We start from the raw sequence: 22,834 nt of genomic DNA on the forward strand, positions 1-22,834 counted from the left end.
GCGAATCTCTTGACTTTGCTCGCGGTGATCGTCCGGCGACCGCCGTACGACATAGGCGAACGAGACCAGTTTGTGCCCAGCCGCCGACACGACCCCGAGTTATCCACAGCCCGCCGCTCAGCGGAGCGAGGACCGACCCGGACGTGGGTTCATGGGCCAGACCGACCTCCGACCGAAAGGAACACCCGTGGACACCCTCAACGCTGACGGCACTTGGGACCGCCTCGGCTCGATCGCCCTCCTGCTGCACCAGGCCGCCACCCAGGTGTGGAGCGACGCCGACCGGTCCGCCGCCGACTCGCCGCTGCACGCCCTCGGTCTCGGCGTCTATCTCGCGCACTCCCAGGCAAGCGCCCTGCTGCCCGATGACTACGAGCTGCCCGACGTCGACGAGGACGCGGAGCTCGAGGAGCGCACGCCGCTGCAGCTGCTCACCGAGGCCGAGGAGTTGACCCGTCCCCTGCCGCTGCACCGGCCCGACCTGGTGCACGGTTCCCAGCTGGTCGTCGACCTGTGCGACCTCATCCGGGAAGCCCGCGGCCTTGGCTACTGACCTGCGGCCGGCGTACGCCGACATCGATGAGGAGCTCTTCGACGTCGACCAGATCCCGATGACCTCGCGTGATGTGCGCAGCGTCGGCGAGATGCTCTTCGACGTCGACTACCTGGCGCGCCAGCTGCTGATGGACGTCGACGGAGACGCCGCCGGCACGCTGCTGCGCAGCTGGCCGACGATGGTCGCGGCCGCCGAGGACCTGTGGGCATCCCTGCCCGGTCGACGACCTGCCGTCGACGAGCGCGACCGGCCCATCACCAGCCTCTCCGCCCAGGCCGCCACCATCGAGGCCAGCCTCTCCGGCCGCACGGCGTGGCCAGGGCAAGGCCCGACCAGCCCCCGCATCGACCAGATGACCCTGACATTCCTCAACGCCGCCTCGCTGGTCCGCCGCTACGGCGCCGAGATCCGCCACGAGCAGCCGGACGCTCACCGCGACCTCGAGGCAGCACGCACCCGGATCATGCACGGGCTCTACCTCACGGCCCACGCCGTGAACGTCGCGCTCCACGAGCACGGCCGCGACCGCGTCAACGACGCCCGCAGCGCCGGCCGACGGATTCACCTGGCACAGCGCCACTCCCCCTACGCGATCGCCCCCACCGGTGTCTGGATCGACCGGATCTCCGCCTGCGAGAACACCGCCCGCAGCTACCTGACCGACCGGTTCGCCCAAGCCCTCCCCGGCGAAGCGATGCGCCCCGCCGAAGACCCTGGCCGGCTGGCGCAAGCACTGGCCAACTGGGACATCCAGACCCACCGCGCGCTGGCCCGCGACCTCGAACCTTCCAACATCCTGCTGATCTCCCGCACCCAGGGGCTGATCGCCGGCGCGAGCATGGTCCTCGTCGACGCGGCCGCGACCGCCGGCGTGCTCGAGCGTTCCGATCGCCTGGTCCCGGCCATCGCCGACGCAGGGCGGTCCTGGAGCAACCTGGCCAGCCGCTGGGGTGACCTCGCTCCCCCAGGAGCCCGCCTCGAGGAGCCGCTGGCCCGCGCGGCCGCGGAGGTCCGCGCCGCGTACCGCCAGGTCACCCACGACAAGACCACCCTGGCCAGCCCCGAGGTCATCGCACGCCGCCCAGGGCTGCCCCAAGCCGTGCGCGCGACGCTGCGTGCGATCGAGGCGGGGTCTGAGCTCGCGGTGGTCGTCGCCGAGAAGGCCGCCGCACCCGACCTCATCGGGCCGGCCCGAGCCCTGTCGCGCCGGGCGCACAACGATGTTGAGGCCGGCATGGCCACCCCGCCGGCCGAGGGCGACTTCGTCTGGGTCTCCCCCACCGACATCTTCGCCAAGCGCCTCGTGCCACTCCCCCCGCCTGTCGCGGAAACCCTGCGCGCGGCCAGCGACGCCACGATCGACGCCACCAGCTCGGCCTCAGCGGTGGCCACACTGCATCAGCGCGAGGCCATGGCAGCAACTCATGACGGGGACCCTGGGTTGCGCGGCAGAACCGTGCCCGAGGCCGGACGCCCACCAATCGCGACGTCCACCGGGCCGCGGCGGTGACCCGCACAACGCCTGTCAAATGCGGCCGGAGAGAACACTGCCACCCAGCATGCAGAGGGCCACATTGGCGTCAGAAGCTGCAGATGAAGGAAAAGCAACCCGCCAGGCCGAGACCACCAATCTCATCTTGAACACAGGAGCCGGCCGCACCGCAGCAACTACTCTCAGGAACATGGGGCGAATCAAGGGGCACTACGAGTGGGATGACGACGACCTCACCCCAGGCCATAAGAAGGAAGGTGGCCTCCACCAGAACCTCTTCGACGGCGATGGCAACCTCAAAGGAAGCGCCCGCTTCATCCCTGACGACGAAACCGAGTCCGACGAGCTCGTCATCACAGAGACCGTCTACGTTCCGATCGAACAGCGTCGGAAGTCTCGCGAGCAGGAGGAACTCGAGGAGGCAATCGCCGCCATCGTCTCCCACCTGATCGATCGGGGAATAGCGCGAGCGAAGCCCATCCTCGCGCAGTGGTACCGGGAGACAGCCCGGCCGGCCTTCGACGCCCAACGAGCCAAGATCGTTGCGCGGCGCGCACGCGGAAAGGCGCGCAAGACCGGCGTGGTCGAGGTAGCCAACGTTGAGCCAGGGCAGGAAGTCATCGAGGCGCCGGCCGAGGACCGACCGGACATGTCGCGAGCCGAGGCGCAGGCTCGCTACTTAGCTGCCCTCGCAGCCCGTGCCTACAGCGATGAGCAGATGAGACTGGTGGCGAGCGCCAACATCGGCGACAGAGAAGGCGACGGCATTGCCGAGCTCGAGCAGTCGCTGGCGGAACTCCCGCCAGCTCAAGTAAGAAGCTTGCTCGAGGCCATGGCGACCGATCCGACCATGCTCCGCGAGGACACACTGGCGGAGTTGGCAAGCATCCTCGGGCGACGAGACCCGTCGCCCGCCGAGAACGTCCGACGGCTTCATTGAAGGCAGCGCGCAGAACCTCCGGAATCGGTCTCTCGTGTCGGGCGCCTGTGCTTCCCTTGCAGCACCGCCAAAACGGGCGGGCCTGAACAGAGAAGGACCGGCAGGATGGGCTACGCCTATCGCTTGCAACCCGCCCACCGACGGAAGCTTCGTCGGATGCGGGAGCTCGTGGACGCTGCGGACGGATCACTCACGCCTGATGAACTTGCCGCCGCGGAGGAGTACCTCTCCCTCCATACTTCCTGCGAGGCGTATCTGCAGGCCCAGATGACCCAGACGGCTCCGCCAGAGCGACCTCGCTGCGCACAGGGCTACGGCAAGCGGGGCAAGGTCACCGCACCCGTCCAGACGAAGGTTTGCCCGGTCTGCAAGAAGCAGAAGTCGGTGCTCTCCTTCGACGACGAGCTGGGCAAGTGCATCAAGTGCAAGTACAAGAAGACCAGCAGAGGCACCGGCAAGGGGAAGAGCGGCGGCGAGACGAAGAAGCCCGCGCCCACTCGAACCCGGAAGTGCCCAGTGTGCTTGCAGAGCGTGACCGTCACGCTGAAGGCGGGCGACTGGACAGTGGAAGCCCACACCAAGCAGACGCGCGCGGGCGTGACCGAGTGCAGCGGCGGCGGGCAGGTCACCCACCACGAACGGCGGGACGCCATGGATCGCCTCGTTCCCGGCAGCTTCGAGGGAGGCAAGAGGCGGTAGTCATCCCAGGCCTCTCGGACGGCGCACACCGGTCCCCATCGCCGCTCCTCGCCGACGGGAGGGATCGGTTCAAATCCATTCGTTGCGTTAGTCAACACACAGGTAGGATGGGCCTACCGATGCCCAGGGACCACCGAGGTTCAGGGCCGGCCCCTACCGAAGGGACAGCACATGCCGCTGCCGACGTTCGCTCCGCCCGCGACACCCACGCATAAGTCCGACACCCTCACCCGCACCCAGGCCGCCGCCCGGCTCGAGCTCAACCCTGCCGGCGTCGACAAGCTCGTCCGGGCTGGGATCCTGAGCACGCCGATCACAGCCACGGAGGTCGAGCACCTGACCGGCCGTGACCGGCTCCTGGTAACGTCGGGCGCCCTCACCGTGCTGCGCACCGATGCACGGGAAGAGGCCGACCGCACGAAGTACCCCGCCGACCCCCGCCGGTGGATGGGCTTCCACGTCGAGCACAGTGACGACGAGCTCGAGGCCGCCAGCCTCCGGTGGTGGCGCTCCGACCCCGCCAAGGTCGTCGACAACGAGCTGTTCGTCGTGACCGTGGCGACCTTCCCGGTCGCGGCCTACCGGATCCTCGAGCGAGCCGACAGCGTCACCAGGGCCGACGAGGACGTCCCGCGGCACCACTACGCAGGGCAGCTCCTCGCACGCGTTCACCCCGGCATGTCGGTGACCTACCCCCAGAACACCCCGGGCCACCTGCGCCGGATGGCCAAGCAGATTATGGAAAGCCGCATCGTCGTCTCCAGCGGCGGTCCGATCGGCTACCTCGAGCCGAAGGCGACTTAGTGAGCACCACGACAGCCCACAAGGCAACACCGGACCCTGGCTCAGGTCCGTGCCTGCTGTGCGGAGCGCTCGCCGGTCCGACCCTCGAGCACATCATCCCGCAGACCCTGTGGAAGCGGTTCGGCATCGACCCCAACCGCGAGGACCTCGCTCAGTTCTGGACGACCCTCTGCGATGCGCACAACCAGGCGACGAGCGCCCTGCACATGCGGCCCGACATGATGAGTCTGATCGAGACGGGCGCGCCCGTGACCCGCAAGACGCTGGACCACCTCGGCGACTGGGCGGTCTGGGTCACGCTGCTCTTCGCCCTCGAGCGCGGTTCCGGGGTGCTGGGCGCCGAGGCCAGCAGGGAGTTGCACCTGCGACGCTTCAGCACAGGCCACGGCGGCACGCCCAAGGGCGTTCGGGTATACGCCGCGCGGGTGGCCGACTACGTCGGGCCCGCTGATCCGCCCAGGGTCCCCTACGCCCTCGCGCTCCACGGGGACTCCCGGGTCTACCTCGACGCCCTCCGTCGACCGAGCGGTTTCAGCATCCAGACCGGGCCAATCAACGCCTCCGAGTCCATCGGCATCGGCAAGGTCGTGCTGCTGGTCGTCGGCCGCACCTACCCGTCGGGACCGGATCACGACGACCGCCTGGACCGGGCCGCAGCTCAGGTCGGGTTGGAGCGCATCCGCCCGCTCGGCGCCGCACTCCCGGCACTGAACCCGGCCCGGATCAGCATGACCGACGTGAGCAAGGTCTTCACCGTGATCCCGTTCGGCGCCGACATGTCCTTGATGCCTGAGCGGATTCGGGCCCTGCCTTCTCTGTAGCGCCGCCCAAGAACCATGGCCCGGGCTGCCTCGTTCTGTTCTCGCCCGGCCAAGGGGCCCGGCGTGCCACGATTCACCCGTGGGACTCTTCAAGCGCAGCGAGGCCGTCCGGGCCAAGAAGATCGGGGCTCATGCCCGATACGTCGACGAGGACGTCCAGCGCATCGACCTCAAGGTCACCAGCATCGACGGGGAGACGGCGACGATCGACCTGAGCCTCGACCAGACCCGTCAGCTGGTGATCGACCTGACCAACGCCTACGGGGCCTGCCGGCCGGCGCTCCTCGACCAGCAGCAGGTCGACCGGATCACCTCGTTCTTCGGGATGCGCTGATGGTCCGCTACGAGTACGACGAGGAAGCCAGCGCGGCCGAGCAAATGGACGTGGTGTACGAGGTGGACGATAGCCAGGCACCGGTCTCGAGGTGGGTGGACGCCATGCGTCGCCTCAACACGATCAACGACCCGCTCGCCCGCAAGCTCATCGCATTACACCGCGACTGCGGATCCGGCTCAGGAGCCTGCGACGACATCGACGACGATCCCGACCCGATGGATCGCCGCGCCGGCTGGGGCTGCGAGACGACCGAGATCATCGCCTGCACTTCGACATCGAGTACCCGCGAGGAACGGCGAACGATCCCCCGTGAGCTCGCACGACTCCAACGCCCGGCTCGTCGACCTCATCCGTGCCGGCCTGAGCCGCGCCGACCAACTCGGCCGCGCCCGGGTCCCGCTTAAGCTCTACCCGGCCGAGGAGCAGGAAGAGCTCCTCACACTCCTCCACGCCTACCTGTGGGACACCGCGGCGCCCTACGACGACGGCTGGCACCGCTCCCCCGGCAACATCATGACCCTGTGGGCCGAACTGCTCGAGATCGGCACCGAGACCCGCCACCGGCTGATCCCGCTCCGCACGGACCTGGTCAAGGTCCTCACCCAGCGCGGCCTGGGCTACCGGACGCACCCACGGTCGGTTCCCGTCCTGGTGCGGGAGTACAGCGGCCCCATCGAAACACCGGTCCACCCCGGCGACCCGCGCGAGACCTCGAGCACGATCGCCGTCGGAGCTTGGGGAGCCGGTTTCGGCGACGCCGCTACGAATCGCAAGGTCGAGCTGGCCGCTGAGGCCGCGGTCCAGCATCACTACGAAGCAGCAGGATGGGACGTGACCCGCGTCGCCCACCTCAAGTGTGGATGGGACCTGACCGCAATCCGCAACGACGGCCAGGAGCGTCACATCGAGGTCAAGGGCGTCTCGAGCTCCATGCCCTCGGTCCTCCTGACGCGCAACGAGCTGCGCACCGCCGAGACCGACACTGCGTGGCTCCTGGCAGTGGTGACCAACGCGCTCACCGACCCAACGCTGGCCGAGTACGACCGCAAGACCGTAGCCGCGGCCGCGGATCCGACCGTCTACCGCGTCAACCTCGCCCCGTGACGCCGATGGAAACGCGAGTCGTTGCCGTCGACGTCGGCTCGGTTCGGAACAACTTCGCCTGGGCCGCTCTTGACCTTCCCGGCCGACGACCGGTCGGCGAGGGTGGCAGCCATCCCGAGGGCGCAGCCCTCGCCGTGCTCGAGGCACTCGCCGGCGGCGTGCCCGTGGCGCTCGGGTTCGAGGCTCCCCTGATGGTTCCGGTCAGTCCGATCGGGCCCGTCGACGGATGGAGGACCCTGGGGCAGGCGCGCCAGGGCGAGACCGTCGACGGTCGCTCCAGGCCCTGGTCGGCCGGCGCCGGCAGCGGCGCCCTGGCCACGGGGCTGGTGCAGATGGCCTGGGTGCTCGAGCGGGTGGGCTCCGGGGTCCCCGGGCTGCGGTGCACCACCCGGCCCGACCCGTGGCTGGCCGGCGACGCAGAACTGTTCGTGTGGGAGGCATTCGTGTCCGGCGCCGGAAAGCCCGTACCGGCGGGGATCACCCAGCACGCAGCTGACGCGGCCGCGGCCGCCGACACCTTCGCCGACCGCCTCGAGGACGGCTCCCTGAGTGCCTCCGACGTCGTCTGCACTCCAGCTTCGTCGTTCAACCTGGCAGCCGCGGCCGCGGCGTACGCCGGTCTGGCGATCGCCAGCAACGAGCTCCGCGACCAGGTTCAGGTCTACCGCACCCGCCCGGCCCTCCTGTAGGTCACCCCGGGCGGCCGCGGCTGTTCCGGAATCTCCACCTCGAACAGCACGATCCGTTGCTTGGATCCGCACGCCCGCGCGAGGGCGCGCCGCTCAGCATCGGTGGCGACGAACAGCGTCAGGCCGCGGAGCCGCTCGAGGACCTCGGCCGAGATCCTGCTGACCACCGGGCTGATCACCCCCTGCGGCATGTCGTGGACGAACAGCGGCACGCCCATCGCCCACTCCGGGGCCGCGTCTCGCACGCCGACGTAGCCTCGCGCCTCTCGGCGAACGAGCTCGACCGCCGGCGGCGTGAGTGCCTGCTGGCGGGCGAGCTTGGCCGCGATCGCCGCCAGGTGGCGCTCACGCTCCGCGTCCGCGAGTTCGTCGTACTCACGCCGGCGCTCCCCTGCATCCAGTTGGGCGCGTTCGGCGTTGACGTGCGGCCGAGTGGTCCACACGATCGGCGCTGGGAGGGGAAGGAATGTCACGGATCTGCCCGGGACGACCTGGTGCGTTCTGACCGTGCCGGCCAGGACGCCGGCGACTAAGACTCCGAGGCGCACGGCGGGCACGACCGGCCCCCACCAGCCGTGGCCAGGGCACGGGCCAGGAGCGCCGCCGTCGTTCTCACAGCGCCGACTCGGGCACCACCGCTCACGGAACACGCTGGTCCCGTCGACGACCTCGGCATCGGTGGCTGCGGCCTGCGATGGCTCGGTGGGCTGGGAGATCTGAATCGCGGGTACTGCTCCGATCCACGGCCGGTCATGATCGGTGACCCAGCACACCGGCACCCCGGAGGCCTCCATCCTCGTGGTGCGCTCGCGCAGCTCGTCGACGGTGATCTGTGCCAGCTGTGTCTCCCATGCCATCCGCCTCGTGCCGTCGGGGCTGGTGGCAAGCACGTCGGCCCGCCAGCCCTCGCCGGCGACCTCGAGTTCGGCGTACCAGCCAGCGTCGCGGATCGCCGAGGCCAGCTGCAGCTTGAGCAGCCGGTGGGCCATGGTCTCGCCGACCAGCGAGCACGTCGACGCGGCCCGGTCGTGGGCGAAGAACCTCAGCCCCTTTGGCGAGAGCTTGGCGTGGAGCCCATGCCCGCACTCGCGACACGTCAGGGGCGCGCGTGGTCGCGCTCGGTGGATCGCCTCCCAGGGCGCACCTTCGCCGAGCGGGTCAACGGTTGCGTCGAGCACGCCTGCCGCGGCGTGCTGCGCCGTCAGTGGCACGAGGGAACTCTGCCGCACAGGACTGACAGAAGTGGGCGGATCAGTTGCGGTTGAGGCCGTGCCGGCGTGAGTCGAGGGCGTACTTGTAGTGGCTTTCGGCGGCGTCGATCTCGCGGCTGGGGGTTGCCGGGTCGAAGACCCGCAGCACCGACAGGCGGAAGCTGGCCGGGTCCAGGTTGCGGAGCTCCACGTTGCCGCCGTGGCCGTTGGTCGCGTAGGCGGCCCAGCGCTGGAGGATGTTCTCGGCGCCGTCGGCCTTGCCGACGTAGTGGCGGCCGTCGCGGGTGTCGGTGATGAGGTAGACCCCGATCACTGATGAGAGGGCGGTGCGCCATGCGGCGTAGCGGTGCTCTCGGATGACGGCCTGCAGCTGGGGGTAGTCCAGCGTGAGGGCGTCGAAGCCGGGGAACCTCACGGGCTCGGCGTCGGCGATCTCCATCACCGGATACGCGGCCGCGGTGGTCGCGTTGATCCTCCAGGTTCGCGGGGAGCGCCACTGGATCACCAACCGGTTCCGCAGGTCGCTCATCAGTTCCGACGGCTCGAGGTGGAAGGTGCGAAGCAGCCCGTCGTGCGCGGTCTCGCCGTGATTCACCAGGACCGACCACAGCCGTGCGCGGTCCCCACCCTCAGGCCGGAACACGATCCAGACGCGGGGAGGTGCGGCCGGGAAGGTGCGGGTGTTGGCCGACTGGACGCTCGTATAAGCCAAGATCTCGGCGTCGGAGGAGTCGCCGTGGATGCCCACTGTGCCGTCTTCGTGCTCACGCACGTAGGCGTGCCGGATGACCAGCGCCTCGGCCGGGTCGAGGCCAGCGCTGGTGATCACTGAGCCGAACGTGAGCGTCATCGAGGGCCTTCCGTTCTAGGTGCGGCGGCCGGCGCCGCGGCGATGCTGACCAGGATGTCGTGACCGAGCGAGGGATCGACGGTGACGTGGAGGCCGAGATCGGTGATCCGGCCGTCTTGCGGATGCCAGTCGCGGTCTGCACGAGTGCGGCCCAAGAGCGGGTCGAGGGCGTCGATCGTGGGCTTCCAGAGCGTGAGCCAGTTGCGCTGCGGGCCGACGACGAACGCCAGCTGCAGATGCACGGCGCCGGTCGGGATCGTGGCAGCGTCGACCACCGCGGACCGGACCTGCTCCTTGAAGGCCGTGGTCGCGGCCGACGCGGTCGTGCGCACGGTGTAGGTGGCGCTGGGTGCCGCACTCTCGGCCGCGGGGGCGACGAGTACCCGTGAGGTGTCCGCGTGCCGCTTGCTGCACCACACCGTCACCAGGTCCTCGTTGCGGAGCCGGGTGGCCAGTGGGAAGGCATAGTTGTCCAGGTCGGCCATGTCGATGAGGTCGCGCCCGGCTGGCAGCCCAATGTCGAGTCGGAGCGCCCAGGGGCCGAGGACCATGGCGGGCGCCAGGAGCTCGGCGGTGTCCTCGAGGTATTCGCGCAACCGGACCTGGTCGGGGTCGGTCGCCTTGTTCCAGCTGGCCAACCGCGGCGCCTTTCGGAGTGTGAGGTCCTGGCCTTCCGGCCGCAAGTACCACCGGGCGACGGTCACGGCCGGTGCACCGCGCCGGTCTGGTCGACCCACCACACGTCGATCTGCGCCGCGGCCAGTGATCCGGCCGTCTCGGCGTGCAGGTCGCGGTAGCGCGGGAAGTCGGGCAGCGCGATGACGCTGCCCCAGGTCGGCTCCTTGCCACGCAGGCGCATCGCCGCGAGCACCGCCTGGGAGTACCAGTGGCCGGCCTGCGTGCTCGGGCTGGTGAGCTTGAGCTCGCCTGCCCGGGCCGGGTCGGCGTAGCCGCGGCTGGGGAACCCCTTGACCTCAACTCCGACGGTCTGGCCGTTCCGGGCGGCGATCACGTCGATGCCGTGCTCCTTGGTCGCGGTGTTGGCCACCGACAGGATGCGCCACCCCTTGGCTGCGAGCGCGGTCACCAGGGATGCCTGGACGTTGGCCTCGGTATGCCACTCCCCCGCCAGCTCCGCTGGCTTCCCCTCGACGGGATCCTGCGCGGGTGCCGGAGCAGCTAACGGCGTGGCCGCGCCGCGGACCGCCGGCGGCTCGGTGCGCGGCTCGACATCGCCGGCGACCTCATACCCCAGGGCCGCCAGGTGTCGGCGGGCGGTGTTGGACATGAACTCCGATCGCGGGATGCCGGTGGCGAGCTCGAATGCCTGGATGACCGGGAACCAGGTGCCCTTCACCTTCACGGCGTGCTTGCGGATGGCGTCGGGCGCGACGTCGGCGAGGCGGCTCTCGACGTCCTGGCGGGCCAGCTCGTAGCGGTGGCCGTTCAGGGTGAACCGGATCGACGTGCGGCCCTGAGTCTCCATGGCCAGAAAGTACGGCAACCGGCCGACACGAGGAGACCGGTTTGCCGCACTTCTCTCCACCTGGGCGCTACCTCACGGGCGGTAGCGCCCCTCGATGATCCGGATCGGGTCGCCCATGCCGGCGTCGGTGTCGATCAGCTCGCGGTCGCGGCACCACTCCGCGACCGTGAGGACCGAGCCGAGCGGCCAGACCAGGCGCTCGGCGAAGACCTCGACCGGCACCTCGTCATCGACGGTCGGGCACAGCTCGTCGTAGACCGCCATGAACCGCGCGACCGTGGTCGACGGCATCGGGGTGACCCCGGCCGGCATCTTCATCTTGTCCATCTCAGTGCTCCTTTCGTGAGCACTCCGATGAGCGCTCACCATATGTATCGGCATTTCGGCGCCCCAAACCCCGATCGCGCCTTTGGGAGTACTTCGACTGCCCGGCGACCGGGATGCCTGCCCGTGTGGCGGGTCCGCGGTCGGCCGCGTTTCTACCCTTGGCTCGAGCGCATACGGGAGCAGCTGCGGCCGGACTGGCGGATTCCTCTCTCCGCGTCGACCGCGGGGGTCGATCCTCAGCTGGAGAGGTCCAGGCGCAGCCGGCAGTAACGGGTCAGATGCCGCCACCGACCGTGCTCAAACGCGGTGTCCGCCTCAACCTCGACGATCACCGTGGGGGTCACCCGGGTGATCGCAACCGGCTCGCGGCTGAAACGCCCCAGCTGACGGGTGCTGAGTTCAGCCGGCCACGGGTGGTCATCGGTGCCGACGAGGACCGCTGCGAGCTCGGCCGACTCCCTAGAGCTGAGCGGATGGGTCGCGCCGGCCACCCTCAGTGTGCCAGCGGCATCTCGGAGGCCAAGGATCAGCCGAACTGGTTGGTCGACGCGACCGATGACCGCGCCGACCGTGGCCTCGCGGGTGTTGCGGATCCGGAACTTCACCCACCCCCGCTGACCAGGCAGGTAGCGCTGCCCGGCTCCCTTGGCGACCAGGCCCTCCACACCGACTTCGGCCGCGGCGTACTCCGTCAGCCAGCGCTGCGCCTCCGCCGGGTCCGCGGTCTGCGGCGTCAGCTGCATCGGCGGCTGCCACGATCCCGCCAACTGCTCGAGCACTGCCCTGCGATCGCGCAGCGGCTTGGTACGCAGGTCGACGTCGCCCGCAGCCAAGACGTCGAAAGCCAGGAAGGAGGCAGGTGGGAGGTCCGCCCGCGGCCCGAGGCGGCCGCGGTATGCCAGCCGCGGGGCCAGTGCCCCGAAATCGAGTCGGCCGTCCCGCCACACGACGAGTTCACCGTCGATCACCGTGCCCGGCTCCAGCTGCTCGGGGGCGGCTTGGACGATCTCGGGGAACCCTGCCGCTAGGTCGGCGCCCTTGCGTGACCACACCCGGCACCCGGCGCTCGTGCGCTCGAGGATGGCCCGGTAGCCATCCCACTTCGGTTGGTAGACAGTGCCGCCCAGCAGGCCGCCGACCGCTGGCAGCGTGGCTGCCGGCTTGGCCAGCATCGGCTCCCAGGTGGTCGGCACCCATTCAGCGTACGAAACCAACGCCGCCCATCACTTCGAACATGTGTTCTACGCTATGGGCCATGGCGGGCGGCGGCTACGGGCGCGGGGCGGGCATCCCCTTGAAGGACCGCGTGCGCGTCGACCGAGGCGTCCACCAGGAGCTAGCGCCGACGGCGAGCGCAGCCGGGCCCGAGCACCCGGGGCGGCACTGCTGGGTCAGCGTTCCCGTCGACGCGTCACAACCACGCCCAGGCCCGCTCCTGGAGTGGCGGCGCGCCGACCACCTCTGGGAAGGCCGAGTCGTCTACGTCGCGCAATTGAGGCCCGGGCGCTGGGCCACGGTCGAGGAGTGGATCCCGGCCGAGCTGCTCACCACCGAGTGAGCGGCGCCGTGTCTGCCAACCCGCCGAAGAACGACGCATGGCGGCCGTACGGCGACGTGAGGTTCGTGCTGATCCGGAATCCAGGCCGGCTCAAGCCGTCCCGGGGGCTGGTCCTGGATTGGAAGCGTGAGGGCCGGCGATGGGAGGCCCTGGTGGTGTGGCATGACGACGCGGCACTCAAACCGGTCGTCAAGATGGACTGGTTGCGGAGGGAGGACCTGATTCCGGTGCCGGTCGATCCGAACTGGACCGGCCCTGGCAGCTAGGGCTCAGCTGGCCCAGTTGAGCAGGTCGGGCGCAGCATCCAGCACGCGCTCGACACTCACGGTCCACATCCAGTCAACGCGGACGGCCGCCGCGGCCGGGGGCTCTGCGGTGAGGGTGATCATCGGTGTTCTCCTTGTTCGTTTGCGTTCCTGGCGGCGACCTCGAGCACGCTTCGTACTGTCAGCAGCGTAGGTGGCGTTTGGACGGAACCAGGGTTATCCACAGATTGCTGCAGATCGCCTCAGCGACGGGGGGCGGCGACCGGGGCCACTGAGCCGGGGACGCCGCTCCGCATGGAGCTCACGGGGCCGGGAATGAACGACTCGTCGAGCTCCCCGGAGGCACCATCGGCGGAGGTGGCCGCAGCGTTGGCGTGGGTGGTGAGGTCGGTGATGACGTCCTGGGCGCTTGTCACCATGCTGGCCTGACCGAGCCGCACGAGCTGGTTGACGCCGGTAGACGCCGCGCTGCTGACGGGGCCGGGGACGCCCATGACAGGTCGGTGCAGGTTGGTGGTCCAGTGGGCGGTGTTGAGTGCGCCGCTGCGCAGTGCGGCCTCGACGACGACCGTTCCCTCAGACAGGCCGGCGACGACCCTGTTCCGGGCCAGGAAGCGGGTTCGGGTGGGTCCGGCTCCCGGGGGTGCCTCGGAGACGACAAGGCCGCGTTCCGCGATCGCCTCGAGCAGCTGGGCGTGTGCGGCCGGATAGGGCCGGTCGACGCCGCCGGGCAGGACGGCGATGGTCGGGCCGCCGGCGATGAGGGCGCCGCGGTGCGCCGCCTGATCGACGCCGTAGGCGAGGCCGCTGATGACGGTGTGGCCCATGGTGGCGAGGTCGCGGCCCAGCTCGGTTGCCTGCTCGGCGCCGTAGCTGGTGGCGGCTCGCGATCCGACGACCGCGACGGAGTTGCCGGCGAGCTGACGCAGGTCGTGCGCTCCGCGGACCCACAGGCCGACGGGTTCCCCGCCGCGTTCGTGGAGGGCGCCGGCGTTGCGGAGTGCGCCGAGCTGGGTGGGCCACTCGGCGTCGCCAGGGACGATGAAGCGGATGCCGCGGGCGGCGGCCTGCTCAAGCACCTGGGCGGGGTCGACGCGGCCGAGCTCCTGGGCGAGCGCGAAGCCCCAGTGGGATTCGACGTCGCCCGCGGCCTCGAGGTAGCCGAGGACCTTGCCGGCGCCGAGCTCGCTGACCAAGCCGGTGACGCGGAGGTCTCCGGGCTCGATGGACCTGCTGAGGGTGACGCGGCGGAGTCGGTCAACGTCGACGTCGATGCGGGTGGTGCTCATGACTGGCCTCCCCACAGCAGGTCGAGGTCGGGTTCGTGGATGACGTCGAGGCGCTTATCGGGGCATAGGCCGCGGGCTCGGGCACGACGAGGCGGCGCAGCTGGCGCTCGGTGGCGCTGGGCTGGGCGTCGTCGATCGGGTCGGTGTCGTCGTAGCTCATCGCAGTGTCCCCTTCTCAGCGGCCCGGGGCGGGCCGGTCGGCGGTTGGCTGGGTGCGCGGCAGGTCCCGCTGCTGTTCGGGAGGCTTGGGCACGAAGGACTCGTCGAGCTCGCCGGCGAGGTCGCGCATCTGGGTCTGGTATCGCTCCCACTCGCGGGGGTGGATGCCGTTCTGCAGGGCCGAGGCGACAATGGCGGCCATGGAGTACGGCCGGTCCGCGGGCACCTGGTCGAGGGCGCACCAGGCCTTGGCGCCGTCGCCGTGCAGCCAGCTGGCGAAGCCGAGCATGGAGGCCGGCGCTGCGCGGACCTCGTCGGGGGCGCGGCGGGTCAGGTCGTTCCAGAGGGCCATGTGGGAGGTGTGGTTCTCCCGGCTCATGTCCTCCCACAGCGCGTCGCGGGTGCTGATCGTCTCCAGGGCCACCAGCATCCGTGCGCCGTCGACATCGGAGATCCGGTTGCCGTCGGTGTGGAACTGCTCGAGCCGGTCCAGTGCCCAGCCCCGCTCGACGGCGGGAGTGCTGCCCGCGGCCGCGGCCCGGGCCGCGCGGATCAGCTGGGCGATCGGCTCACGGTCCCCGACCATGGACGCGGCCAGAGAGGCCCGGCTGACGGCCGGCTGGGCGGCGCCGGTCAGCACGGTCGCGGCCGCGATCCGCTCGGCGGTAGCCGGGGTCTGAAGCCCGGTCTGGCCGGTGTTGAACTCACGCCACCGCTCCCCGTCGGCCCACAGCCGGATGTGGGTGGTGATGCCCACGGTGTCGAGGCGGTTGGACAGATGCTGGCTGGCCAGCTCGGCGCTGCGGCGGTCCTCGGTGAAGCAGAGGATCGCCAGGCGCGCTCCGGGGCGGGCGTGGCGGCCGTAGGGGCCGCGGAGGGCGTCCCAGACCTCCTCGCGGTCGGCGGCCGTCTTCGGCAGGTCGACGCGGGTGATGGGGAGCCCGGGCCGGAAGGGCACGAGGACGATCGACTCCTCAGGCTTGAAGCCGAGGACGTGCGGCACTGCGGCGAGCAGCTCGTCCGGGGACTGTACGACGAGATCCATCGGAACCTCCGCGCGGTCAGCTGGCCTGGGCCGGGCGGGCGGCACGCTCGATGCGCGCGGAGACGTACTTGAGCGAGACGCCGACCTCGCCGAAGCGGTTGTCGACGACCACGACGTCCTTGGTGCGCTTCTCGCCGGTCTCCTTGTCCGGCCAGCTCTCCGTGCGCTCGAGGCCGTGGACGAAGATCGGGTCGCCGGATCCGCAGCTGTCGTGCACGTGCGTGGCAGCCGAGCCGAAGATCTTGACGTTGTGGGCAGTGGGCTCGTCGTTGCCCCACTCCCCCTCGTCGTTCTGTACGCACCGGTTGACCAGGACCCGGCAGCTGACGAAAGCCTTGTTCTCGCGGGTGTAGAGCAGCTCGGGAGCCTCGGCCAGGTTGCCGGCGAAGGTGATGGTGGTGGACATGACTTCCTCCTCGGTGACTGCGAGACGTTCGGATCGGTCCCGCAGTCACCTAGGTCCCATCGGGGGCCGGCAGCGATCACATCGGCCGAACTTGTTCGGATCCGCTCGTGCTCGCGTGGGACTGCTCAGCAGGGCACCAGGTAGTCGAAGCGGTACTTGAAGACGACGACGCGGATACCCTTGTAGGTTGGTCCGCCTGACGCCGGAGAGGTGGTAGTCGCCGACCCGGCACTCCGAGCTGGCCAGGTGGTTGTTCAGCCGCCACTGCCGGTTCTTGAGGGAGCGGTAGGACTTCGTGAACCAGCCGCGCTTGACCAAGCAGCCGCGGAAGGTGTGCCGCATGCCGTCGTGGGCGTAGGAGGTGTCGAAGACGCTGTCGGAGGACCAGATGACCATCCGGCAGCCCATGTCCTCGACGGGCTCAGCCGCGGCCGCCGGCGAGGTGGCGGTCAGGCACAGTGCGGACGCCAGGACCGCGGCGAGGGTGGCCAGGACTGCTGGGTGGGTTGAGCCGCGTCGAGCGCGGCGGGGTGATCTGGACATGCGTTCCTCCTCGGTTCGGGCGGGACGCAGGCCGGCCCCGCGGTCACCTAGGTCCGCGAAGGGGTCCGGGGCGATCAACGAGGGCGCAAGAAGCGCCCCGACCGGCTCTCGGGTACCGGATCGGGGCGCTGAGAAGCACGCTAGGCGTAGGCACCGACACAACCCGTGCCGGCGGCCAGCTGACCTACCGTGCCGGCCGGCGCCGCGGCGGCCGGTTGCTGAGCTTCTGCGGAGGCGGCGGCAGCTCGCGGCCCAGCCGCCGGCGGGCATCCTCGGCCGCAGCGATCACGGCTTCCTGGGCGAACGCGGAGCGGGCGAGCATCCGGCCGAGCTCCTGACGGTCGGCCACGAGCGCGTCTTCGACCGCCTCGATGGTCGCGGCCGGCAGGTCGTGCTTCTTGTTGAAGCTCTTGCGGGTCACGCTGACCAGGGCGGGATGCTTCTCGCTCGCGGCCGCGAGTTCGGCCCGCTGCTGTGGTGAGCGCCGGGTGTGCAGCTCGAGCGCCTGGGCGAGCCAGCCGACGAACGAGCCGGGCGAGTCGACATCGGTGTCCAGGTCGGCGATGTAGGCCGATCGCGCGAGGTCCCACACGCCGGGCTTCCAGTAGATCCCGACCGGGGTCGTGGTCTGGCTCGTCACCTGATCACTCCCCTGGTCTCACCCGCCGGCGTCGAGCCGCAGCGGCTAACACCAATGCCGCTGCATTCCCGGTCGGGGCCCTGCGCCGCCGTTCCCACCCTCGCTCGATTCCTTTCGTTCCAGCCAGCTACGAGGTGCAGCTGCGCCGCGCCGCCGCATCAGAGTCCGCGCCCAGTGAGGCCGGGTTTTCCCCACCCTCACCGGATGCCCACCTTTCCACAGGTCCGCCCTGTGCGCCGGTAGGCGTCGGCCCCCGCTAGGAGACTTGCTTCTGTCAGTTCTTTCTATTCTACTCACGGAGGACAGCCGCATGACCGACACCATCCAGGCCACCGCCGACACCGCCGCCGAGGCCACCGACGCCGTCCAGACCGAGGAGTTCCTGTACCTCGACCCCGCCGACATCATCATCGGCACCAACGTCCGGGCCGACCTGCGACCCGACCACATGGAGTTCCGCAAGTCGATCAAGGAGCGCGGCGTTCTGGAGGCCGTCACGGTCTACCGCAACGAGGACGGCCAGTACGTCCTGCTGCGCGGCCAGCGCCGCACCGTGACCGCCGCCGAGGTCGGCACCCCCACCGGCCTGATCCCGGCCCGCGTCGTGCCCCAGCCCGCCGACGCCGACCGGATCGGCGACCAGATGGTCGAGAACATCCACCGCGCCGGGATGCGCGAGGCCGAGATCGTCGCGGGCGTGGAGCAGCTGGCCCTGCTCGGCGTGAGCGCCGCGCAGATCGCCAAGCGCACCAGCATCGACCGCCCCACCGTGAACGCCGCCCTGGCAGTCACCAAGGCCGACCAGACCCGCAACCGGCTCGACTCCGGAGACCTGACGTTGGAGGAGGCCGCGATCTTCGCCGAGTTCGAGCACGACCCCGAGGCCGTGCAGCGCCTCGAGAACACCAAGCGGTGGGGGCACTCGCTCGCCCACGAGTCCCAGCGGCTGCGCGACGAGGCAGCCGAGCGAGAGGCCGACGACGCCGAGGTCGAGCGACTGCGCGCCGAGGGCCTGCCGGTGCTGAGCGCCGAGGAGGTCGCGGAGGCCGACGAGGTGCTGCGCATCCAGCGGCTGGTCACCGAGGACGGCGAGCCGCTGCCCGAGGAGGAGTGGCCCAGCGTTCCCGGCGCTCGCGTCCAGGTCGTCAAGGAGTGGGTCTACCCCGAGGACGCGTACGACGAGGAGAGCGAGGACAGCACGGACGAGGAGGAGGACGACTACGAGCCCGCCGAGCCCTACCAGCAGTACATGCCGGTGTGGGTCGTCACCGACCTCGCCGCCTCCGGCCTGCGTCGTCGCGGCGGCGGGTCCGGCAGCACCACTACCGACAGCGGGTACGAGACCGAGAGCGAGGAGGAGGCCGAGGCCCGCCGTGATGAGCGCCGCCGCGTGATCGCCAACAACAAGGCCTGGGCGAGCGCCGAGACCGTGCGCCGGGAGTGGCTGACCGGGTTCGTGGCCCGCAAGACGGCCCCGAAGGGTGCCGAGGCGCTGATCTGCGAGGCCGTCGTCACCGGCCACCACTCACTGAGCAAGGCCATGGACCACCGGCACCCGATGCTCTTCACCCTGCTCGGGATCGACGTCCCGACCGGCTACTACGGCGCGGGCCACGACGAGTGCCACAAGATCGCGACCAAGGCGAGCACGCCGAAGGCCGCGACCATGACCACGCTCGCCGCCGTCGTCGCCGCGTGGGAGGCCACGACCGGCAAGCACTCCTGGCGCAACCCGACCTCGTGGGACGCCCGCGTGCTCGGCGCGCTCGTGGAGTGGGGGTACCAGCCCAGCGAGGTCGAGCGGATCCTGCTCGGCGAAGAGCCGCAGTCGAGCATCGAGGCCAGCGACAGCGCCGCCTGATCGGCTCCCCCTCCCCTACCTGAGGGCGGTTCTTCCTGTGAAGAACCGTCCTCAGTGGAATAGAAACCATAGAATGGTCTCAGTTCGTTTGATTCCGACACGGGAGGACCCCGACATGGCCCACGAGATCGAGACCCACGGCATGCAGGCAGCAGCCGTCTTCGCCCGCAGGGACGCATGGCACCGCCTGGGTACCACCGTCCGCGACCGCGCGTTCACCGCCGAGGAGGCCATGAGGCTCGGCCACCTGGGCGGCTGGGACGTCCGCAAGTTGCCGCTCACAACCGCCGAGGTCAGCGAGGGCGGCGTCACCGCGATCGAGGTCCCCGGCTTCGCCACGGTGCGCACAAACCCGTTCACCGGAGCACCCGAAGCGCTCGGCGTCGTCGGCGGCGGCTACACCCCGCTGCAGAACGAGGACCACGCCGAGTTCCTCAACCTGCTGGCCGACGAGTCGGGCGCGATCTTCGACACCGCCGGGTCGCTGCGCGGCGGTCGGCAGGTGTTCATCACCATGCAACTGCCGGACTCGCTCACGGTCGGCGGCACCGACCGCGTCGACCTCAACATCGCCGCGCTCAACAGCCACGACGGGTCCAGCGCGTTCCGCATCCTCGTCACCCCGGTCCGTGTCGTGTGCGCGAACACCCAGAGCGCGGCCCTGCGCAACCACGAGTCGTCGTTCTCGATCCGGCACACCCGCAACGCCAAGGCCGCCGTGCAGGCCGCCCGCGACGCGCTCGAGCTGACGTTCACCTACGTCGACGCGTTCCAGGTTGAGGCCGAGCGGCTGATCCAGGAGACCATGACCGACGCCGCGTTCGACGCCCTGATCGACGCCACGTTCGGCAAGGCCGAGGCGAACGCCACTAAGCGAGTCCGCGAGACCGAGAGCCGCCGCCGCTCCCGGCTGCACTGGCTGTTCGCCGAGGCCGACACCCAGACCGGCATCCGCGACACCGCGTGGGCCGGCTACCAGGCCGTGGCGGAGTACGTCGACCACTACGCCCCGGTCCGCACCAAGGGCGACGAGCACACCGCCCGCGCCACGCGGGTGCTCACCAGCGACGACCCCGACCGGATCAAGCGCCGCGCCTGGACCGCGCTCGCCCCGGCCTGATCGTCCCGCTAGTTCCTCCGGTGGCGGGCTGAGACCCCGAGTCCGGCCCGCCACCGGCCCAACCGAAGGAGGAGCCATGACCGACACGACCACCCACGCCAGCGCCGCACCGACGCCCGACAGCACGCCTGTGGAGTGGCACGCCGTGGACGCCGACGACCGCTGGCCGGGTCAATGGAGCGCGCACACCGCCAGCGTCCATGCGCACGGGCGCATCTACCTGATCCGGATCACGCCCGGTGACCACGCGACCTACCTCGCGCCGGGGTTCTACGCCGACATCGACGGCGGCTATGGGCAGCGCTGGGGGATGCGCACCGGCACGCTCGACGAGGCCAAGAGCCGCGCAGTCGAGGACGTTCTGCGATGAGCCAGCCGACCAGCGCCGCCAAGGACCGGCACACCCTCAGCGAGACGGCCTGCGACCTGGTTGTCATCGAGCACCGGCTGCGCGACGTACGCCGCTGGACCCCCGAGACCGCCCGCGCCCACCTGGACGCGGCCTTGTCCAGCGTCGCCACGGCGCTGGACGCCCTGCACGCCGAGCACACCCACCGCACCACCGAACAGGAGCAGTCATGACGAACCACGACGCAGCTTCAACCACGACGGTGATCAGCGAGCGCGACCAGCGCCGCATCCGAGCCGCTATGTCCGCGATGCCCTACGCCGCCACCGAGCGGGTGCCCAAGCCGTGGGTCGCCATGGGCGATGCCGTCGACGCCGACGCCGTCGTGGCCTTCCTGGAGGGCCTCGCGAAAGTCCTGGGCGAGGTCGCGGCCGAGAGCGACACCGGCGCCGCCTGTTCTCCGTCGAGGCCGACGTGAAGGCGTTCCGCCGCCTCATCGGCACCGCGCCCACCGAGGTGACCCCGTGAGCGCGCACATCGAGTGGCTAGCCGCTCGGGAGACCAGCGTCCAGGTCTTCACCCCCGGCGAGGACTGGGCGGGTGCCGGTGAGCATCGTCAGCCGGTCCTGACGCTGGCCGGTGACGACGTGGTGGCGATCCAGGGCAAGCCCGCCGAGTTGCGGGCGCTGGCCGCCCGGATCACCGCCGTGGCGACCGCCGCATCCGGGCGTCTCGACCTCGCCGCCCGGGAGGACCAACCCGCATGAGCGACGACCCCGCCCTGCGTGCTCTGGAGGCACTCGCAACGCCCGGCCCCTGGACACGGGACGGTGACAAGATCCGCGCCACCGCCGCCGACGCCCTGCTGCCCGACACCATCGTGGTGGCCTACTACACCGGGCACGACCACCGGCTCGGCCTCAAGACCACCGGCCATGCCGCTGACGTCGAGTTCATCGCCGCCGCCCGTGACGCGCTCCCCGAACGCCTCGACCGACTCGACCGCGTCCGCGATCTTCACGCCAAGTGGGGCGAGCAGTCGCCGGTTGATGCTGACGGCTACCTCGACCTGTGGGAGACGCTCGGTCGACTCCTCGACGGCGAGCCCGACTGACCCGGCAGCCAGAAGGCCACCCGTAGCGCTCTCCGCTGCGGGCGGCCTTCTGCATCGGCACGCTCTCACCAGAGCGTCAGTTGCTCGCCCAGCAGTTCCTGGAGCCGCGCGAGGTCGTCGGCCACCAGCTGCGGGTCCTCACGCGCCAGGTCGCGCAGTTCCCGCGCACGCCGACGCGGTCCGCGCGGGTCGGCCAGCGGGCTGTAGGGGAGCCGTCGCTGCACCGACCACTCCCGGCGATTCTGCGCCGCGCTCGACACCACGACGTGGTCCGGCGAGATCCGCTGACATAGCGGGTTGTGACAGCGGTGCCCGAGCAGCCGCGCCTCCGCGAGCGCCGGCGCGCCGTGCATCACCGCGAACGCGAACCGGTGCGCGATGATCACCCGCCCCGGCGCGTACCAGAACCTGCCATGGCCACCACCGTCCGTGCGCTCGCGCTCAGACCGACCGGACACCGCGCCGGTCCACCACAAGCACTCACTGCCCGGAACCGTGGCGACCTTCGCCCGGTACCGCACGAGCACCCCCGGATCGCTGATCGCGGCCGCGACCGCCGTGAGGCCGGCGTCATCCAGCCGACGAACCGGCACCCGCTCCCCCACTCCCAGCGGTCGCCAGCGCCGCGCCGTCGCCGCCCTGGTCGCCATCGTCGGCCTGGGGCTCGCTGGCGAGCCGCCGCAGCCGCGTCGCCTCGCGCACGGTCACGGTCTCGCCGCACCACTCGACGGCCTCGCCCAGCGACAGGCCCTCAGCCTCGGTCAACTCTCGCAGCGCATCACCGGCGCGCTTCTCGGTCTCGGCCACCGCCGCGTCGCGCTCACCGATCGCGACCATGACCTGCTCGGCTAAGTCGATCACCCGGCGCTCTCGCTCTTCGCGCTCCTTGCGCCGCCTCTCGGCCATCTCCCGCGCCGTACGCCGCGCCTGCTGCTTGATCGTCTGCTGACTCATCCGGTCCTCACTCGTGTCGACATGGACTCTGACAGTCACCTACGACATTTCCCGGACCTCGAGCGATCACTGAACCCCAAAAACCTTCAAACCGCTCCCCCAGCCGATCCAGCGCAGCCCGTCCAGCCACCTGATCCAAACCCGACGCCCCAGCCGTCACCGACGGCCCTCAGCGTCCCCCCAGATTTCCGCGAACTCCCAAGTGCCACACACC

General features: G+C 70.4%; 31 protein-coding genes. 18 read left to right on the top strand and 13 right to left on the bottom strand.

From position 1 onward, the window contains the following. Positions 1-187: 187 nt before the first annotated feature. The 9 genes from FZC61_RS15840 to FZC61_RS15880 all read left to right on the top strand — a co-directional run bounded on the left by FZC61_RS15840 (position 188) and on the right by FZC61_RS15880 (position 7,442). Entirely contained in the window at positions 188-553 is a 366-nt protein-coding gene (locus tag FZC61_RS15840; protein WP_148615137.1) for a hypothetical protein, read from the top strand. Further along, positions 543-2,066: a hypothetical protein gene (locus FZC61_RS15845; protein ID WP_148615138.1), complete on the top strand. Its 1,524-nt coding sequence runs from the start codon at positions 543-545 to the stop codon at positions 2,064-2,066. Before FZC61_RS15840 ends, FZC61_RS15845 begins: the two co-directional genes overlap by 11 nt. Before the next feature lie 172 nt (positions 2,067-2,238). Beyond that, positions 2,239-2,988 carry a hypothetical protein gene (locus tag FZC61_RS15850; RefSeq protein ID WP_107767039.1) on the top strand — a complete coding sequence of 250 codons (750 nt, stop codon included), beginning with the start codon at positions 2,239-2,241 and terminating at the stop codon, positions 2,986-2,988. A 156-nt stretch (positions 2,989-3,144) separates the two neighbouring features. Beyond that, positions 3,145-3,687: a hypothetical protein gene (locus FZC61_RS15855; RefSeq protein WP_148615139.1), complete on the top strand. Its 543-nt coding sequence runs from the start codon at positions 3,145-3,147 to the stop codon at positions 3,685-3,687. 171 nt (positions 3,688-3,858) lie between these two features. Continuing rightward, a complete protein-coding gene (locus FZC61_RS15860; protein WP_107767037.1) occupies positions 3,859-4,491 on the top strand; it encodes a hypothetical protein in 633 nt (210 codons plus the stop codon). Further along, positions 4,491-5,312 (top strand): hypothetical protein, encoded by an 822-nt coding sequence (locus FZC61_RS15865; RefSeq protein ID WP_148615140.1) that lies wholly within the window; start codon positions 4,491-4,493, stop codon positions 5,310-5,312. The genes FZC61_RS15860 and FZC61_RS15865 overlap by 1 nt, the downstream gene beginning before the upstream one ends. Positions 5,313-5,391: 79 nt before the next feature. After that, the gene (locus FZC61_RS15870) at positions 5,392-5,646 is read left to right on the top strand and encodes a hypothetical protein (RefSeq protein WP_107767035.1); all 255 of its coding nucleotides are present in this window, start codon (positions 5,392-5,394) and stop codon (positions 5,644-5,646) included. A gap of 312 nt (positions 5,647-5,958) precedes the next feature. Beyond that, positions 5,959-6,753 (top strand): protein NO VEIN domain-containing protein, encoded by a 795-nt coding sequence (locus tag FZC61_RS15875; protein ID WP_148615141.1) that lies wholly within the window; start codon positions 5,959-5,961, stop codon positions 6,751-6,753. Positions 6,754-6,758: 5 nt separating this feature from the next. Continuing rightward, the gene (locus tag FZC61_RS15880; protein WP_148615142.1) at positions 6,759-7,442 is read left to right on the top strand and encodes a hypothetical protein; all 684 of its coding nucleotides are present in this window, start codon (positions 6,759-6,761) and stop codon (positions 7,440-7,442) included. Here the strand turns inward: FZC61_RS15880 and FZC61_RS15885 are convergent. From FZC61_RS15885 to FZC61_RS15910, 6 genes are all read right to left on the bottom strand, one after another. Next, the gene (locus FZC61_RS15885; protein ID WP_148615143.1) at positions 7,415-8,653 is read right to left on the bottom strand and encodes a competence protein CoiA family protein; all 1,239 of its coding nucleotides are present in this window, start codon (positions 8,651-8,653) and stop codon (positions 7,415-7,417) included. The two genes, FZC61_RS15880 and FZC61_RS15885, sit on opposite strands and share 28 nt — an antisense overlap. Positions 8,654-8,693: 40 nt before the next feature. Further along, positions 8,694-9,482, bottom strand: a complete 789-nt coding sequence (locus tag FZC61_RS15890) for a GIY-YIG nuclease family protein (RefSeq protein ID WP_211357277.1) — start codon at positions 9,480-9,482, stop codon at positions 8,694-8,696. 17 nt (positions 9,483-9,499) lie between these two features. Continuing rightward, a complete protein-coding gene (locus FZC61_RS15895; protein WP_148615145.1) occupies positions 9,500-10,207 on the bottom strand; it encodes a hypothetical protein in 708 nt (235 codons plus the stop codon). Beyond that, complete coding sequence (locus FZC61_RS15900) at positions 10,204-10,989, bottom strand: hypothetical protein (protein WP_148615146.1); 786 nt, start codon at positions 10,987-10,989, stop codon at positions 10,204-10,206. The genes FZC61_RS15895 and FZC61_RS15900 overlap by 4 nt, the downstream gene beginning before the upstream one ends. A 72-nt stretch (positions 10,990-11,061) precedes the next feature. Further along, positions 11,062-11,316, bottom strand: coding sequence for a hypothetical protein (locus FZC61_RS15905; RefSeq protein ID WP_107767028.1), 255 nt, complete (start codon positions 11,314-11,316; stop codon positions 11,062-11,064). Between the two features lie 236 nt (positions 11,317-11,552). Then, positions 11,553-12,509 carry an ATP-dependent DNA ligase gene (locus FZC61_RS15910; protein ID WP_148615147.1) on the bottom strand — a complete coding sequence of 319 codons (957 nt, stop codon included), beginning with the start codon at positions 12,507-12,509 and terminating at the stop codon, positions 11,553-11,555. A 62-nt stretch (positions 12,510-12,571) separates the two neighbouring features. On the opposite strand from FZC61_RS15910, the gene FZC61_RS15915 reads away from it, so the two are divergent. After that, entirely contained in the window at positions 12,572-12,874 is a 303-nt protein-coding gene (locus FZC61_RS15915) for a hypothetical protein (RefSeq protein WP_148615148.1), read from the top strand. Between the two features lie 8 nt (positions 12,875-12,882). Then, positions 12,883-13,140 (top strand): hypothetical protein, encoded by a 258-nt coding sequence (locus FZC61_RS15920; RefSeq protein WP_148615149.1) that lies wholly within the window; start codon positions 12,883-12,885, stop codon positions 13,138-13,140. Between the two features lie 242 nt (positions 13,141-13,382). Here the strand turns inward: FZC61_RS15920 and dprA are convergent, their stop codons facing one another. The 5 genes from dprA to FZC61_RS15940 form a co-directional block, all read right to left on the bottom strand. Beyond that, complete coding sequence (gene dprA, locus FZC61_RS15925; protein ID WP_148615150.1) at positions 13,383-14,429, bottom strand: DNA-processing protein DprA; 1,047 nt, start codon at positions 14,427-14,429, stop codon at positions 13,383-13,385. Beyond that, on the bottom strand, positions 14,398-14,589 hold the full coding sequence (locus FZC61_RS23150; RefSeq protein WP_170286125.1) for a hypothetical protein: 192 nt from the start codon (positions 14,587-14,589) through the stop codon (positions 14,398-14,400). Before FZC61_RS23150 ends, dprA begins: the two co-directional genes overlap by 32 nt. A 15-nt stretch (positions 14,590-14,604) precedes the next feature. After that, a complete protein-coding gene (locus FZC61_RS15930) occupies positions 14,605-15,633 on the bottom strand; it encodes a DUF4192 domain-containing protein (RefSeq protein WP_148615151.1) in 1,029 nt (342 codons plus the stop codon). 16 nt (positions 15,634-15,649) lie between these two features. Continuing rightward, on the bottom strand, positions 15,650-16,039 hold the full coding sequence (locus tag FZC61_RS15935; protein WP_148615152.1) for a single-stranded DNA-binding protein: 390 nt from the start codon (positions 16,037-16,039) through the stop codon (positions 15,650-15,652). A 727-nt stretch (positions 16,040-16,766) separates the two neighbouring features. Beyond that, positions 16,767-17,222, bottom strand: coding sequence for a hypothetical protein (locus FZC61_RS15940; protein ID WP_148615153.1), 456 nt, complete (start codon positions 17,220-17,222; stop codon positions 16,767-16,769). Between the two features lie 310 nt (positions 17,223-17,532). Here FZC61_RS15940 and FZC61_RS15945 point away from each other — a divergent pair, with 310 nt between their 5' ends. From FZC61_RS15945 to FZC61_RS23155, 7 genes are all read left to right on the top strand, one after another. Continuing rightward, a complete protein-coding gene (locus FZC61_RS15945; RefSeq protein WP_148615154.1) occupies positions 17,533-19,083 on the top strand; it encodes a ParB/RepB/Spo0J family partition protein in 1,551 nt (516 codons plus the stop codon). Between the two features lie 115 nt (positions 19,084-19,198). After that, positions 19,199-20,203, top strand: coding sequence for a DUF932 domain-containing protein (locus FZC61_RS15950; protein ID WP_148615155.1), 1,005 nt, complete (start codon positions 19,199-19,201; stop codon positions 20,201-20,203). Between the two features lie 76 nt (positions 20,204-20,279). Continuing rightward, on the top strand, positions 20,280-20,573 hold the full coding sequence (locus FZC61_RS15955) for a hypothetical protein (protein WP_148615156.1): 294 nt from the start codon (positions 20,280-20,282) through the stop codon (positions 20,571-20,573). Further along, positions 20,570-20,785 carry a hypothetical protein gene (locus FZC61_RS15960; protein ID WP_148615157.1) on the top strand — a complete coding sequence of 72 codons (216 nt, stop codon included), beginning with the start codon at positions 20,570-20,572 and terminating at the stop codon, positions 20,783-20,785. The genes FZC61_RS15955 and FZC61_RS15960 overlap by 4 nt, the downstream gene beginning before the upstream one ends. Then, positions 20,782-21,030 carry a hypothetical protein gene (locus FZC61_RS15965; protein ID WP_148615158.1) on the top strand — a complete coding sequence of 83 codons (249 nt, stop codon included), beginning with the start codon at positions 20,782-20,784 and terminating at the stop codon, positions 21,028-21,030. Before FZC61_RS15960 ends, FZC61_RS15965 begins: the two co-directional genes overlap by 4 nt. A 46-nt stretch (positions 21,031-21,076) precedes the next feature. Then, positions 21,077-21,319 (top strand): hypothetical protein, encoded by a 243-nt coding sequence (locus tag FZC61_RS15970; protein WP_148615159.1) that lies wholly within the window; start codon positions 21,077-21,079, stop codon positions 21,317-21,319. Then, positions 21,316-21,666, top strand: a complete 351-nt coding sequence (locus tag FZC61_RS23155) for a hypothetical protein (protein WP_170286126.1) — start codon at positions 21,316-21,318, stop codon at positions 21,664-21,666. The genes FZC61_RS15970 and FZC61_RS23155 overlap by 4 nt, the downstream gene beginning before the upstream one ends. A gap of 65 nt (positions 21,667-21,731) precedes the next feature. Here FZC61_RS23155 and FZC61_RS15980 read toward each other — a convergent pair whose 3' ends face one another. Together FZC61_RS15980 and FZC61_RS15985 are read right to left on the bottom strand one after the other, a co-directional pair. Beyond that, positions 21,732-22,259 (bottom strand): hypothetical protein, encoded by a 528-nt coding sequence (locus FZC61_RS15980; protein ID WP_107767100.1) that lies wholly within the window; start codon positions 22,257-22,259, stop codon positions 21,732-21,734. Further along, on the bottom strand, positions 22,237-22,620 hold the full coding sequence (locus FZC61_RS15985) for a hypothetical protein (RefSeq protein WP_246142728.1): 384 nt from the start codon (positions 22,618-22,620) through the stop codon (positions 22,237-22,239). Before FZC61_RS15985 ends, FZC61_RS15980 begins: the two co-directional genes overlap by 23 nt. Positions 22,621-22,834: the final 214 nt, after the last annotated feature.

Origin of the sequence: Nocardioides rubriscoriae (genome assembly GCF_008087085.1) — a bacterium.
GTDB lineage: Bacteria > Actinomycetota > Actinomycetes > Propionibacteriales > Nocardioidaceae > Nocardioides > Nocardioides rubriscoriae.